This window comes from Pseudoalteromonas sp. G5_S1_54_S4 (genome assembly GCF_054968565.1).
Genome location: NZ_JBQKUL010000068.1, coordinates 1 through 14,472 on the forward strand (window position 1 = coordinate 1; position 14,472 = coordinate 14,472).

The following is a 14,472-nucleotide window of genomic DNA, read 5'->3' on the forward strand; positions in this document are numbered from 1 at the left end:
AGTAGTGGCATTAATCAACCCGCTAAAATTGCTGATTTAGGTAGCGGTGTTTTTGCCTGTATCTCGACTAAAAACCAAAGCCCACACACGCTCGAAGAGTTATTAAAAAGGGTAGTAAATAAGTTACCAAAAACTTATCAAATCAAAGGGCTAGACTTACAACTCAATTACAGCGTGGGGATTAGTGCCTTTGGTAAACGTGATGACTTTGAATTTTGGTTGAAACGAGGCTACTTGGCATTACATAACGCTAAACATAGTCTAAGTAAGGTAAGCTCATCATCTGCGGACAGCAGTTTAGCTATGGACGTTGCGCTTGCTGCTAAGCTTCAACAAGCGATAAGAACGGATCAGCTCGCTCTGTTTTATCAACCACAAATTAGTTTAAAAGATAACAGTGTCAATGGTGCCGAAGCTCTACTACGCTGGCCTAATACTGAGTTTAAAAACATTTCCATAGAAAAACTAATTCTACTTGCCGAACATACCGGTATTATTAATGAATTAACACTTTGGGTGATAGAGCAAGCCTGCAAAGACATTGCAAAACTGGCAAATGAGGGCATAACTGAACATAGTATTAGCGTTAATTTAAGTGCAAAAAACCTAGCCATTGCCAATTTAACCGAAAAAGTAGAAAACCTTTTAATAAAGTATCAGGTTGCCCCTCATTTATTGAAGTTTGAGCTGACTGAATCAGCGTTTGTCGAAAATCAAGATGCGTTAGTCACCTTAGTTGGTGAACTTGCCACACTGGGCGTTAAGGTGGTGTTAGACGATTTTGGTACTGGTTATTCATCGCTTAGCTACTTAGTTAACTATCACTTTAGTGAACTTAAAGTAGATAAGTCGTTTGTGTTTGATTTAACCGATAACCGGGCTCATCAGGTCATTGTGCAAACAGCCATAGATATGGCACATAACTTGGGCCTTACTATCACGATTGAGGGAGTAGAAACTCAAGAAGTTCACCAGCTGCTCAACACCATGAAAGCTGACCGTACCCAAGGCTATTTGTACGCAAAAGCACTCTCTTATGATAATTATTTAGACTTCTTGAACAGCCAATACCGCCTAAAAATGTTAAGCTCCCCTTTTTAACATCTTTGGGGCCAAGAAAAGATGCAAGGTACACTGCGTAAATTAAAGTCGAGCTTAACAGAGCCAGTTCAATATCATCTACCTGTAGGTGAGCAGCTGGTTGATTTAAATGCCTTAATTGGCAAACAGCTGACCCTTACTTTTAGTGGCACAATTTTGTGCTCTAACTGTGGTAAAAAAACCAAAAAGAGCTACTCTCAAGGACATTGCTTTGTATGTATGCGCAAACTTGCTAGTTGCGATATGTGTATCATGAAACCGGAAACCTGCCATTACGACCAAGGCACCTGCCGCGAGCCAGAGTGGGGCGAAGAAAATTGCATGATCCCGCATTATGTATACCTAGCAAATACCTCAGGATTAAAAGTGGGCATTACTCGCCATACACAAATCCCTACCCGTTGGATTGACCAAGGGGCAACCCAAGCCTTACCCATTTTTAAAGTGCAGACTCGTTTGCAATCGGGCTTAGTTGAAGTAGCACTGGCACAGTTTATTGCTGATAAAACCAATTGGCGCAATATGCTCAAAGGACAAAACGACGTTCTTGATTTAAAAGCAGCGGCTGCTGAGCTTATTCCACAAATTAGCGAAAAACTAACCGAGCTGAGTGAGTTATTTGGCGCAACCGCTATTGAACAGCTTGATCAAGACGTTGTGAATCTTGATTTTCCTGTAAGCGAATACCCAAGCAAAATCAGCTCATTTAACTTCGATAAAAACCCCGTTGTTAGCGGTATTTTACAAGGCATTAAAGGCCAATATTTAATTTTTGATAACGGCGTTATTAATATTCGTAAGTTCACCTCTTATGAAGTGAGTGTAGACTCAGAATAACCTTTTGCTGCTTGGTTATAAAATGCTATCCACTGCTGCTGCGTTAATGGATGGCAATAATAATAGCCCTGAATAACATTGCAGCCTATTTCGACTAAGTGTGCCTCTTGCGAGGCATGCTCAACGCCCTCAGCAACCACATCCAATCCTAAACTTGTCGCCATGGCTATAATGGCCGCCACAATTTGGCTATTGCCATACTCATCAGGAATCTTAGCAATAAAGCTCGCATCAATTTTTAATGTATTAAACGGTAATTTGGTTAAATAACTGAGTGCAGAATACCCCGTACCAAAATCATCCAGCGCAATATGCACGCCCAGCGCTTTGAGCTGTTGTAGTTGCTCTTTTGCCTGTGAAAACGAGCTAATAAAGCTGCTTTCGGTCAGCTCAATTTCAAGTAAGCTGCCAGGTAATTGGTAACGAGTAAGCATAGCTTTAATATTATCAGCCAACTTACCTTGACTTAAATGACACGCAGAGACATTAATCGCTAAACGTCCGGCATCAATCCCCTGCGCTTGCCAAAGGGTTAACTCTTTACCTGCTTGGTTTATAACCCATAAATCTAAACGCACCACCAAACCTAGCTCTTCAGCAAGCGGAATAAACTGCGCTGGTGAAATAATCCCTAAATCAGGGTCATGCCACCGCAACAGTGCTTCAGCTCCCATAATCAACCCTGTTTTTAAACATTTTTTAGGCTGAAAATGAAGCTCAAACTCATCATTTTCAAGCGCATGTTGAAAGCGGCTCATCATCGCTAAGCGCTCTAAAGATCGGGCATTCATTGAGGGTTGAAACAACTGAAACGAATTACGCCCCACATCTTTTGAGCGATACATGGCAATATCAGCATGCTTTAATAATGTTTCACTGTCTAAGCCATCATCAGGGTAAACAGCCGCCCCTATAGACGCGGTAACACCAACCTCAAAGCCTTCAAGCTTAAACGGTGTATTTAAGTGATTTAAAATACTCTCAGCAAGGGTGATAGCACCTTCTACATTGTTTATTTCGCACAATACAATAAACTCATCGCCCCCTAATCGCGCCAGCGTATCTCCCTCATTGAGGGTGTTAATAATGCGCTCAGAGACTAATTTTAATAAGGTATCCCCGGCATTATGGCCTAAGCTGTCATTCACCTCTTTAAAACGGTCAAGGTCAATAAACATTACCGCTAACATTTGTTTATCTCTGTGTGCTGAGGCGAGTGCCATAGAGAGTCTATCGTTAAATAAACGCCGGTTAGGTAAGCCAGTTAGCTCATCAAAATACGCTAACTGCACCACTTTTTCTTCTGCGCTTTTTCGCTCAGTTATGTCACTAAAAATAGCGGCGTAAATCACCTCACTATGACTTGGCTCTTTTATTTCTATAATACTGAGCCACTCAATATAAATATCACCAGATTTTTTACGATTATGAATTTCTCCTTGCCATACCCCTGTTTTGGCAAGCGAATCCCACATTTTTATATAAAAGTTTTTATCATGGCGGCCTGAACTCAACATATTGGGTCGCTTACCAATCACCTCAAACTCTTTGTAACCGGTTAAATGGGTAAATGCAGGGTTTACTTGCATAATCACTCCATTCGAGTCGGTGATCATGATGCCATCTAGGGAGGAGTCGATAATTTTATTGGCTAAAAATAAATTACGCTGCGAATGCTGCAATGCAATATCACGCTGCTGAAGTACTTTTTCAAGCTCACAACAATAAGCCGTTTCAATTTCATTAATTAAGTTTTCAAGCGATAATACACCGTTAATTTGATTATTTTCGCTTACTACTAAATGTCGAATGTTACTTTCAGACATCAGCCTGTAAGCATCAAAAAGGCTATCTTGGGGGCTTATCTGATAAAGGGGGCGACTGGCTAAGTCCCAGCAAACAAGATGGTTGTGCTGCTCGGTGATGAGCTTTAGTAAGTCGCGCTGGGTGATAATGCCATGAACATTTTCATCCTCATTAAACACCAAAATCACTTTCTCTGCGTATTCACGCATCATGCTCACCGCGTCATTAATTGCCAATGAACTCGGTACTATCCGTATGTTTTTATTATATTGATCGTTAATAGGTCTAAATTGTAAGTAATGCTCTAGCCCTTGATTGTTTACAATATCCGTAATACTGATCACGCCGCTGGGAATGTCATTTGTATCAGTGACTAACAAATGCCTTACACCCTGCTTATTAAACACCATGGCCGTCTCGGTTAATAATTGTTGGCTGGGCACACTTAGTACAGGGCTCGACATAACGCTTTCAATCGCTAACTGCCTAAGTGAGTGATTAGAAAAGTTAAGTGTTAAGCAATCGGTCTCAGTCCATACGCCTACTATTTGTTGCTGTTGTTTAACAAAAATAGCGCTAACATTATGCGCTCGCATTAGTTTCACCGCTTCAATTAAAGGGGTATCCTTAGCGCAGGCGATCACCTTATTGGTAAATACATCGCATACTTTTTGATAGCGGCTAGTGTGAGGCATTGCTTCTACTTCCAAAATTAAACCAATTAATGATTATAAATTATTCAGTAAAAAACAATTTGATTTAGGACAATAGATGAGCATCAGTTACCCACAAATTATTATTTATAATAATGAAATTGAGCTAATAGAGCACGCCAATGATTTACACGACTTTATTTACACTATGGAAGCAAGTGAACAGCAAAAAGTCATTATTTTAGATAAGGTTAGTGGCTATCAAAGCTTAAGCGGCCATTCGCTCACGGCGCTCAGTGCAAGCCAATTAGCAGAGCTAGTAAAAGAATATTTAGCAAAAGAAGGGCAATGCTGCTTAAGTAAAATAGAGCAGCTAACTCCAGATCAGGCATTCAGGTTACTCGCCGAAATCAACTAGCGCTTTAACGTGTGCAATCGCGCTGCGCCCGAGGGCCGACAGTGAGTATCCTCCCTCTAAATAAGAAATAATACCTAAACAATGATGCTGTTGGCTAAATTGCGCTAACTGCTCAGTAAGCCATATATAATCACTTTCAACAAACTTAAGACTGGCCATGTCATCTTCTAAATGTGCGTCAAATCCCGCGCTTATAAAAAGTAGCTCAGGCTTAAATCCTGTTAATTTTGGTAGCCATTGTTGCTCATAAAGTGCTTTTAAATCAGCACCATCACTAGCTATCGGTAAAGGTGAATTTACCAGTGTGGCGTTATTTTTAATGGCGGTATTAGGATAAAATGGATATTGAAATAACGAGCACAGCAACACATTTTCATCATCCATAAAAATATCTTGAGTCCCATTGCCATGGTGTACGTCAAAATCAACAATGGCAATGCGTTTTACGCCTTTGCTTTGTGCGTATTTAACCGCAATCGCAAGGTTATTAAACACACAAAAACCAGAAGAGCTATCTCGGTTAGCATGATGCCCTGGCGGGCGCACTGAACAAAACGCGGCATCGAGTTTGCCAGCTAAAATCTCATCAACAGCGAGTAACCCAGCCCCTACGGCACGCTCAATGGCCTTTAAAGAGTCGGGGCATAACCACGTGTCTCCATCTAGATCACTGAGCCCCTCGGTGGGGATCATGTCTTCTACATGCTTAATATGCTGCTCACTGTGCGCCAATAAGTAGTGCTCGCGCAATGCTTTAGGCGCTTGTTTTTGCTCAATAGCCACATCCAGTCCACTAGCAAGTAAACGGTCATTAATCGCATCTAAACGCTCAGGGCATTCTGGGTGATCTTCAATCATTTTATGTTTACGACAGTGAGGATGAGAAATAATCGCAGTGCGCATAGCTAACTCCAAAAATAAGTTGCTTAACGAGTATAACAAAGCCACCTTGTGGTGGCTTTGCGACTTTGGTTGATACTAAACGACTCTTTAACCAAAGTTATGGTTATTTAGCTTTTAAGTCGAGGTTTCTAAAATCAAAGCTAAAGTCGGTTACCTGCGTTGAAACTGCATTCATTTTCGCTGATTCTACGCGGTTATCGGCGCTCATAGAAAAGCGAATAAAGGCATCTGCCTCTAATAACTTTTCATCCCACTTCACAATAAAGGTATTGCCTGTGTAATGCTCCAGTTCACCTTTAAGGCGTTTTGTATGGGTAAAATCAATGCGTAATTTACCATCCAGCTCTTCAACGATTACATCGCCATACCAATCATCATGTAATGTACCGGTGTAGTTTATATTAGGCAATTGCGGTTGAATATCTGTTGGCGCTTTTGGTACGGCATTAGCATAGGCTTTTTCTTTCCCTGCAAAATGTTTTTTAGCTAACTCTTCAACCCAATCTTTATCTTCAAGCTCGAGTACATCTTCAAGTACTTCATGAGTCACTGCCGATAATGCAGAAAATGCTTGTTGGTTGCTTAATATCACAATCCCCACGTTTTTTTCTGGTAATAAAGTCACCTGCGATACCATACCTAAAATGCCGCCACCATGTGCCAGCTTTTTAACGCCGTGGTAATCTTCTATACTCCAACCTAATCCGTAACCTCTAAATTGTTGATGATACGCTTCATAGGCACTTTTAGATGCCAGTGACGTAATATGTGGATGCCACATTTGTGCTTGCTGCTTTTCACTAAATAACTGCTCGCCATTAGGCATTTTGCCACCCGCAAGTTGAGTTCGGAGCCATTGGCTCATATCATTTACGCTTGATGCAATGGCGCCTGCCCCTCGAAAGTCTTCAAGGTAATTAACAAAAAAAGGATGCAATTTGCCATCCATTGGGATGTGTCCAATCGCCCAGTTTTTGTTGTTTTTTGCGATACGCGAAAAGCCAGCGCGCGAGTTGGTCATATTGAGCGGCTGTAGAATATTTTTTTCAATGTAGTCGTTCCAGCTCATCCCCGATATACGCGCAACAACTTCACCAGCGGTAACAAACATTAGGTTGTTGTAAGCATATTGGCTACGAAAACTGCTCGCAGGTTTTAAATATTTCAGCCCAGATAAAATATCGGCTACCGATTTATCTGTACTTGGCCAAATCATTAAATCGCCTTGACCAAGCCCTAAACCGCTACGATGACTAAGTAAATCGCGTATGCGCATTTCACGAGTAACGTAAGGGTCGTACAATCTAAACTCAGGAAGATGGTCAATTACGCGGTCATCCCAGCTTAACTTGCCTTCATCCACCAGCTTAGCCAATGCTGCACTGGTAAATGCCTTGGTATTTGAAGCAATGCCAAATAAAGTGTCTTTATTCACCTTGCTATTCGTATCAAGGTTGGCAACACCAAAGCCTTTAGCGAATACAACTTTGTCATTTTCAACAATGGCAACGGCCATTCCGGGTACATCAAAACGTGTCATTGAGGCGTTGATTACCTCTGAAATTTTATCGGTATCAACTGCTGCAGAGCTCGTAAACGCCCAGCCAGCCAATAATGCGGCTGTGGCTAATTTTTTTAGTTTCATAGTGTTACCTTAGGTTATTATTTTTGTTTAATCTTGATGAACCGCAAATTCTATTTCGGCGCGCGCTTTATTCGTATCTTGCTTACTAGGATAAGCTAAAATACGTTGACTATAATGTTCTGGCACACCGGCCTCAAGTGCGCCGCGATATACATGCTGCACGTACCAATCATAAGGTAACAGTGTGTCGTCATGTGTGTTTGCTATGTAGCAGTGTACATTAATGTCATCGTCATCTAGAAGGCTCACGGTTAAATCAACACAGTCGTAATTAGGGCCTTCAATTTTATCTAAGATCTCTTTTTCGGCTTCATTAAGCTGATACACCACCCCATATACCACAGCATCGGGTTCATTGGTGGGCACAATAGTGCATTTACCTGAACCATCTGAAAAGGCCATATTAAAGGTTAACTTATAGCCCTTTAAAAGTGCCGTACCCACACGTTTTGCATTAGGTAAACGTGCCAATAAACGATTAGATGACATATTAGAGCCAAACGAAAAATTATATAACGCCATACTATTCCTTCTTTAAATAACAACTCGCACAGCCAGTGCGATTAAAATAATGCCAATGCCGCGGTCGAACCAATAACCACTTTGCTGAAAAAAATCACGTACACGCGCTTTTGATAACAATAGCGATAAAATAGAAAACCAAGCCCACGTAGCAAGCGCCATATAAACGCCGTATCCCATTTGTACTATTACCGGCGTAGTAGGGCTAATCACCAAGGTAAACAGCGACATAAAAAATAGCGTAGCCTTAGGGTTTAATGCATTGGTAAAAAAGCCACGTCGAAACGCACGCCATGATGACTCAGCTGCAAGGCTGGGTTTTGCAGTCGGTTCTGATGAGGTATTTGTAGGTTTAGCAGCGCGCAGTGCCTGCACGCCTAAATACGCTAAATACGCGCCCGCTATATATTTAAGCGCCATAAACAACGCAGGTGATTGAGTTAACACCAGCGCAACTCCCAATACACAATAGGCTATGTGTAATAAAATAGCCGCACCAACACCGGCACTTGTCCATAAGGCATTACGCCTGCCGTGTTGTACACTTTGCTTAAGGACTACCGCAAAGTCGGGCCCAGGGCTTGCTACCGCAAAAAAATGAGCCACCGCAATTAATAAAAATTCATCGATATAGTTCATACTTAACTGGCTTGCTCTGGCGAAAAAGCCAATAATAAAGGGTTAGCCGATTGATTAACCAAGGCTTTTATTTCTTTTTGCGCTTTTTTAAATTGGCCTCGTAAATGCGGTTTTAAATGTTTTTTAGAGTGTTTATCTTGCTTAAAGTAGCTCACTAACGCATGCATAAATACGGTATGCGTTTCACTGAGCGCCGCTTCGCGATTTGCATACGGGTTGTAACATGAGCCACAACCCCCCTTAAACTGGTACACGGTATTGCTCATCATCACCCCAAAACCTAAAAAGCACGCTAAAGCATCCGTTGCTTGAGGTAAGAACTCTTTACCACCTGGAGGTAATACGCCTACATGATGAATTAAAATAGTAGCAAGAGTACCTGCAAAGCTAGCTACTAAATCTTGTGGCTGATTAATTTGGTTGGGGTTAAACGACACATTAATTGTATGGCTTGGTGGCACCATTAAATGGCAGTGCTCACCACGTAGATGCTCACTAAATTCAAAATGTGGAAACACCTGAGGTTGTAATTGTTGCGGTGCAACAAGTGTTATAGGCCACTCATCCATACCAGCATAGTGTTTAACACGCGCAAACACTTTACTGGCCATTTCTTCAATGCTTGAAACAGAATCAGGAAAAAACTCGACCGTTGGCAAAATAATTTGGCTGTGCTTAGTAAAAAAATTCAGGTCAAAGTTTTCTGCAGCCCAAATAAAGGTATCAACTAGCCACTGTTGTTCTTGTTCTGCCAATAAGGGTTTTGATTTAAATAGGGTTAACATAAACTATTCTTGCCCCTTCGCCCATTGCCATGCTTGTGTATTGTATAAAGGCACCGTAGAGAGCGCATGATGATGACTGCCCGTAGACTCTTTCGTTGAGTATGATAAATATAATAATGTATGTGTTTTAGCATCATAAATACGGCGCACTTTTAATGACTTAAACAAAATACTCTTAGATGATTTAAACACGACTTCACCGGATTTACTGCGGTCGATAGACTGTAATTGGTCTGGCGTTATTGGCCCTGTTTGACGACAGGCAATCGACATATCTGATGGGTCTGAAAAATCTAAATTCGCCTCAATATGGCTAATATGACAGGTTACACCGGTCACTAGCGGGTCTTGCTGTGAATTAACCACCACATCTTTAGTGGTAAAAAGCCCAAGACTTACTGAAGCAACATCATCAGAGCACCCTGCAAGCCCTGCTAAGCATACAATTAAACCACTCATTTTGAGATACTTCATAGCAAGTCCTTCGTTCATATTAAAAATTAAGTTACGCCTTATACTAAACGCTTTCACCGCGATAAAACAAATTTTATCCACCAACTCAATACTGTAATGGTTTAAAGGGTATTTCGCAGCAAGATACACAATAAAAAAGGCACGCCCGAGGGAGTGCCTTTGCAAACAAATACAGCTAAAGGTTATTAAAAGCTATATTGTGCACCTAGATAAACATAACGACCGGCACCGCCGCCGTAACGGCTATAAAAGTTACCACGACCACTTGGGTAAAATGCCCCTTTGTCGTCAAATACATTGTTAATACCGCCAAATACACGTAAGTCACTCTTATCAGTCAGTGCCAGAGTGTAAGACGCTGATAAACTGTGCTTTAAAAATGAGCCATAATCTTGATACGCAAGTGGCTCTGGGTTTGCAATACAACCGGCATCGCCCGCAGCACAGCGCTCATCGTTTGCAGCAACATACTCAAGGTAGTCTTTCTCATCTTCTTGGCTTGCTTTAAACGCGCCTACGTAATTTGTACGCCAGCGGATACGTAAATCATCCATTTTCCATACAATCGACATAGCGGCTTTATCTTTTGAGCGCCCATAACCTGCATACTGTGAAGTAACACTGTTACCATCTAACCCTTCATAGGTTTGCGAGTTTTCAATAATGTGATTGTAATCAAGCTTAAATGACAAGTTGCCATAGCTGCCTATGTCATATTTGTAAGTTGCAACGACATCGTAACCGCGTGCAGTTAACTCATCCAAGTTATATTCACGCTGTAGAATTTTTACAATGTTACCTTCGTCGTTACGGGTAATATCGTTACAGTATTCGTTATCACTGCCCCACGCAGCCTCTGAGTCATAACATTCGCGCATGATGTTTTCGTTACTTATTTCATCAATTGCATCAACAATAGCAATATCGTAGTAATCCACCGCTAAGTTAAAGCCATCTAAAAACTCAGGAGATACAGTAATACCAAAGGTATAGGTATCGGCTGTTTCTTCTTTTAAGTTTGGATTACCCGTATTTGGTGAGTAGTTATTGTCTTCACTTTCAAATTCAAAGTTAGGATCATCAACTAGCTTTTGTGCCAAGGTTGGCTCTAAACGACAGTTATCGTGTCCTGGGTTTGTTGATGTTGCTGTTAGACCATCACAAATATCATCAAATGAATCAAAATCGCCGCGAGGGGGTGATAATAATTCAGTGATAGTCGGCGCACGCTGTGCTCGTGCATAATTGGCACGTAGCATGTATCCATCAATTGGTTGCCATAAAAGGCCTAGCTTATAACTGGCGACAGTGCTGATATTATCAATGCTGTAATTTGCTAAACGCAGCGACGTTTCTGCCGACAAACTTTTAGCAAATGGCACATCTTTAAGTAGTGGCACTGCAAGCTCAGCAAATGCCTCATACACTTCTACTTCACCATAAAAAGAAGGCACAACGTTAAACGTAATACCGCCCGCTTTCATATCATCACTGGTATCTAGGCTTTGTGAGTCTTTACGGTACTCTGCACCAAATACTGCAGACACATTACCTGCTGGTAATTCGTATAGGTCTCCGGTGATATAACCCATTACTGTATATTGCTGAATCTCAGTATCAATAATCGGGTTAGTACGGATCCAATCAGCCATCTCAGGGGTAATAGACCCTTCACCAAATAGAGCTTGAAATTCAAAGCCTTCTTTTTTTGACTGGGTAATAATATTCACTACACCGGCTACCGCATCAGCTCCATAAGTGGCCGACGCACCACCACTTATAATTTCAACGCGCTCCACCATGCCACTTGGAATAGTATTTAAACTCACATAGTTACCACCATAGCTATTTGATACCACACGGCGGTCATCAATAAGCGTTAGCGTTCTATTAGCGCCTAAGTCGCGAAGCTGCACCGTTGATAAACCGGTCCCCGAAATACTTGATTGGCTGGTTGTGTTACCAATACTTTCGCTCAGTGCAGGCATGTTATCGATTAATACATCTGAAAGATTGCCTAAACCTGTATCCTGAATTGACGCTCTGTCCATGGTTACCAGCGGGGTTGTTACCGAAAAACTATCACGCTTTAAACGCGAACCCGTTACGGTTATTTTTTCTGGTGCTTCTTGTACCACTTCTTCGCTTGCTTTAGCCGTTGATTGACGAGCAATAGCCTCGTCATTTGCTATTGCATGCCCAGATAAACTGGCTGTTATAGCCAACGCTAAAGCGCATTTTTTTGTTGATATATTACTCGCAAACTTCCCTTATTATTTATTATTACATTAGTACAAATCGTTTTTGATTAACTTTTTAGTTATTAAATTTGTTTTGTACCAATTGGTTTATTTTACTAATAACATGTTGTAAGTAATCGTGAATAAAAGCACAATGAGAGGTGTCTCGTTTATATCCCTATTTTATATCTATTTAATATCTATTTATTTATAATCATACACTTAAGGTTTTCGTGTTAGAATGATGTAAAATCGAATGTTAACCAACTATCGCTTTATTTTGCATTAAACACTGCCTAGTAACGTAATTAATCAAGAGGTTTAAATACACAAACTATGAATACTCAACAGACATTTTCAATTTGAAAATGCCAAATATCGGTGTTTGAAAATAAGCTGTTTTGTGCCGATAAAACCTGTGTATTACAACCTAAATTTATAGAACTACTTGTTTACTTGGTAGAGTGTTATCCAAACGCAGTAACGCGTGAGCAACTAATAGAGAATGTGTGGTGTGGTAATCAATATGTGGGCGAAAAAGCACTGACAAATGCCATATAGCATCTTCGTAAAAGCTTTAAAGAACTCGACCCCGACAATACCTATATAGAAACACTGCGTAAAACGGGTTACCGGTTAGTACAAAAACCAACAACGCCAGAGCCTGTTAATAGCATTAACAATATGCCGCTTCGCTCTGGGTATATTTACGCTAGCGTACTTGCTATCGTTATACTATTAGGTAGCTATTGGGGTTATAGCGCCCTTTTTGAGAACGCAAAGCAGCCACTTGCTCAATCGCAACAAGCAGCGCGTTTGTACGATTAAATTGAAACAATTACCACCAGCCCAGGAAGAGAGTTGTTTCCGGCTATTTCTAATATCAGTCATTTTTTAGCGTATTCGTGGCGCCGCCCTGGTCATAAAGCCAATTTATACTTACGTGATTTACATTTATCCGAACAAGCTGCAATAGCACTTACCGACACCCCATTCATTGAGGGCAGAGCGGTATTTAGTCATGATTTAACGTTTATTTATTATTACCGCCGTATAGCTGCTCAAGGCTGTGAAGTAATTCAGCAAAATATCGCCTCGGGCAATATCACTGTTATAGGGCTGTGCGGAAGTAAAACCAATACCGATATAGACATTAATGCCACAGGCACTAAGCTGGTTTATATAAGTGAAGATGAAAAAAATAATGATTTTACCCAGCTTAACCTTGTCGATTTAACCTCATCGCCATACTCAGTTACTCAAGTCCCTTGTACGTCAGCATGCAAATAGACCGATGAGTCGGTTGTGTTTTCACTAGATGCGACACAGCTGGTGGTATCGCGTAATTTACCAACGGGTTTTGAAGAATTATTTTTAATCGACATAAAAACAGCTCATGCTAAGCAATTAACTTCAGGTTTTGTTGATATGAGAGGCGTTGATTGGCATCCCAATAAGCCACAACTCGTCTTTTCGGGTGTTAAAAAAGGCAAGCGCCAAGGTTATTTTTATAACCTCAAAACACAACAAATGATCAATGCGCACATCGATGGCTTAAGTTACCCAGAATATGCACATGATGGCAGTTTGTATTTTCATCAATGGAATATCGACTCTACATTAATGCGTGTAGAAACCAGTAATGCGGTTGCAAGTTCGCCTTTTCCGGTATTATCAAGCGACTTTAATACGCGCTTTCCTGATTACAGTAAAGCCAGAAAAAAGTTAGTTTTTGTATCTAACGAATCGGGCTCAATGGAATTATGGACTGCAAATCAAGACGGTACCTCACGAAAACAGCTTACTAATCTCAGTGCAAATATTTACAACCCGGTGTGGTCACCTGATGGTAATTACATTGCCTTTGTTGCTTCTCATCTTGGTGAGCATGCGCTATACCTTTATGACTTTAACACCCAATCAAGTCAGTCATTACCCACAGGCTTTAGTTACCATGGAAAACCGAGTTGGGCTGCAGATAGTAAAAGCCTATTAGTAGCGAATGATCAACACGTTTATCGCTTCGACTTAAAGGGTAATAAACTCGCAAAGGCCATAGATTCACCAACACTATACACTTATGAAAACAAGCAAGGCGCTTTAATTTTTGCCAACCAAGCAACTAATCAACTATGGATAAAAGACCCAAATAGCCAAACTGAACAACCACTGGTTAGCGAAATTAATTTATCGAATCATAATTCGTGGTATTTTTTTGAAGGCGACACCTTAGCGCAATCGCGTATTTACTATTTTAATGTAAAACAAGGTGATTACCGTTTGAGTTATTACGACTTCTCAACCAACAGCCATCATGACGTAATACGCCTTCCCGAACGCGCATTTAGTCGCACCTCTGGCTTAACCTTTATTACAAATACCAACTGGCTTGTGTACTCTTCGTATAAGTCACCACAAATTGACATAAAACGTATCAACCAAAAATATT

General features: G+C 40.9%; 14 protein-coding genes. 6 read left to right on the top strand and 8 right to left on the bottom strand.

The window, feature by feature from the left end; translation table 11 throughout:
- Together ACTRWE_RS17770 and ACTRWE_RS17775 are read left to right on the top strand one after the other, a co-directional pair.
- Window positions 1-1,101 (top strand): EAL domain-containing protein (locus ACTRWE_RS17770; RefSeq protein WP_462880415.1); only part of this gene is annotated, 1,101 nt, incomplete at its 5' end.
- Between the two features lie 21 nt (window positions 1,102-1,122).
- Entirely contained in the window at window positions 1,123-1,938 is an 816-nt protein-coding gene (locus ACTRWE_RS17775) for a DUF2797 domain-containing protein (RefSeq protein ID WP_462880416.1), read from the top strand.
- Here ACTRWE_RS17775 and ACTRWE_RS17780 read toward each other — a convergent pair.
- A complete protein-coding gene (locus ACTRWE_RS17780) occupies window positions 1,911-4,439 on the bottom strand; it encodes an EAL domain-containing protein (protein ID WP_462880417.1) in 2,529 nt (842 codons plus the stop codon). The genes ACTRWE_RS17775 and ACTRWE_RS17780 overlap by 28 nt on opposite strands.
- A gap of 76 nt (window positions 4,440-4,515) precedes the next feature.
- On the opposite strand from ACTRWE_RS17780, the gene ACTRWE_RS17785 reads away from it, so the two are divergent.
- Entirely contained in the window at window positions 4,516-4,815 is a 300-nt protein-coding gene (locus tag ACTRWE_RS17785; RefSeq protein WP_028835587.1) for a DUF4144 family protein, read from the top strand.
- On the opposite strand, the gene ACTRWE_RS17790 is transcribed toward ACTRWE_RS17785, so the two are convergent.
- The 7 genes from ACTRWE_RS17790 to ACTRWE_RS17820 all read right to left on the bottom strand — a co-directional run bounded on the left by ACTRWE_RS17790 (window position 4,795) and on the right by ACTRWE_RS17820 (window position 12,008).
- Complete coding sequence (locus ACTRWE_RS17790; RefSeq protein ID WP_462880418.1) at window positions 4,795-5,718, bottom strand: histone deacetylase family protein; 924 nt, start codon at window positions 5,716-5,718, stop codon at window positions 4,795-4,797. The genes ACTRWE_RS17785 and ACTRWE_RS17790 overlap by 21 nt on opposite strands.
- 103 nt (window positions 5,719-5,821) lie before the next feature.
- Window positions 5,822-7,363 (bottom strand): serine hydrolase, encoded by a 1,542-nt coding sequence (locus tag ACTRWE_RS17795; protein WP_262977234.1) that lies wholly within the window; start codon window positions 7,361-7,363, stop codon window positions 5,822-5,824.
- 27 nt (window positions 7,364-7,390) lie between these two features.
- Entirely contained in the window at window positions 7,391-7,885 is a 495-nt protein-coding gene (locus ACTRWE_RS17800) for a gamma-glutamylcyclotransferase family protein (protein ID WP_013465973.1), read from the bottom strand.
- A gap of 12 nt (window positions 7,886-7,897) precedes the next feature.
- Complete coding sequence (locus ACTRWE_RS17805) at window positions 7,898-8,524, bottom strand: LysE family translocator (protein ID WP_028835584.1); 627 nt, start codon at window positions 8,522-8,524, stop codon at window positions 7,898-7,900.
- A 2-nt stretch (window positions 8,525-8,526) separates the two neighbouring features.
- Window positions 8,527-9,309 carry a hypothetical protein gene (locus ACTRWE_RS17810; RefSeq protein ID WP_462880419.1) on the bottom strand — a complete coding sequence of 261 codons (783 nt, stop codon included), beginning with the start codon at window positions 9,307-9,309 and terminating at the stop codon, window positions 8,527-8,529.
- Between the two features lie 3 nt (window positions 9,310-9,312).
- Entirely contained in the window at window positions 9,313-9,783 is a 471-nt protein-coding gene (locus ACTRWE_RS17815) for a CreA family protein (protein ID WP_076921938.1), read from the bottom strand.
- A gap of 185 nt (window positions 9,784-9,968) precedes the next feature.
- Window positions 9,969-12,008: a TonB-dependent receptor domain-containing protein gene (locus ACTRWE_RS17820; protein WP_462880420.1), complete on the bottom strand. Its 2,040-nt coding sequence runs from the start codon at window positions 12,006-12,008 to the stop codon at window positions 9,969-9,971.
- A gap of 396 nt (window positions 12,009-12,404) precedes the next feature.
- Here ACTRWE_RS17820 and ACTRWE_RS17825 point away from each other — a divergent pair, with 396 nt between their 5' ends.
- From ACTRWE_RS17825 to ACTRWE_RS17835, 3 genes are all read left to right on the top strand, one after another.
- Window positions 12,405-12,584: a winged helix-turn-helix domain-containing protein gene (locus tag ACTRWE_RS17825; protein ID WP_462880421.1), complete on the top strand. Its 180-nt coding sequence runs from the start codon at window positions 12,405-12,407 to the stop codon at window positions 12,582-12,584.
- 300 nt (window positions 12,585-12,884) lie between these two features.
- Window positions 12,885-13,313 carry a TolB-like translocation protein gene (locus ACTRWE_RS17830; RefSeq protein WP_462880422.1) on the top strand — a complete coding sequence of 143 codons (429 nt, stop codon included), beginning with the start codon at window positions 12,885-12,887 and terminating at the stop codon, window positions 13,311-13,313.
- A gap of 15 nt (window positions 13,314-13,328) precedes the next feature.
- A partial coding sequence (locus ACTRWE_RS17835) for a TolB family protein (protein WP_462880423.1) occupies window positions 13,329-14,472 on the top strand: 1,144 nt, incomplete at its 3' end.

Coding starts and splice junctions, on each gene's coding strand:
- ACTRWE_RS17775 (WP_462880416.1), top strand. CDS start 1,123: ATGCAAGGTACACTGCGTAAATTAAAGTCGAGCTTAACAGAGCCAGTT.
- ACTRWE_RS17780 (WP_462880417.1), bottom strand. CDS start 4,439: ATGCCTCACACTAGCCGCTATCAAAAAGTATGCGATGTATTTACCAAT.
- ACTRWE_RS17785 (WP_028835587.1), top strand. CDS start 4,516: ATGAGCATCAGTTACCCACAAATTATTATTTATAATAATGAAATTGAG.
- ACTRWE_RS17790 (WP_462880418.1), bottom strand. CDS start 5,718: ATGCGCACTGCGATTATTTCTCATCCTCACTGTCGTAAACATAAAATG.
- ACTRWE_RS17795 (WP_262977234.1), bottom strand. CDS start 7,363: ATGAAACTAAAAAAATTAGCCACAGCCGCATTATTGGCTGGCTGGGCG.
- ACTRWE_RS17800 (WP_013465973.1), bottom strand. CDS start 7,885: ATGGCGTTATATAATTTTTCGTTTGGCTCTAATATGTCATCTAATCGT.
- ACTRWE_RS17805 (WP_028835584.1), bottom strand. CDS start 8,524: ATGAACTATATCGATGAATTTTTATTAATTGCGGTGGCTCATTTTTTT.
- ACTRWE_RS17810 (WP_462880419.1), bottom strand. CDS start 9,309: ATGTTAACCCTATTTAAATCAAAACCCTTATTGGCAGAACAAGAACAA.
- ACTRWE_RS17815 (WP_076921938.1), bottom strand. CDS start 9,783: ATGAAGTATCTCAAAATGAGTGGTTTAATTGTATGCTTAGCAGGGCTT.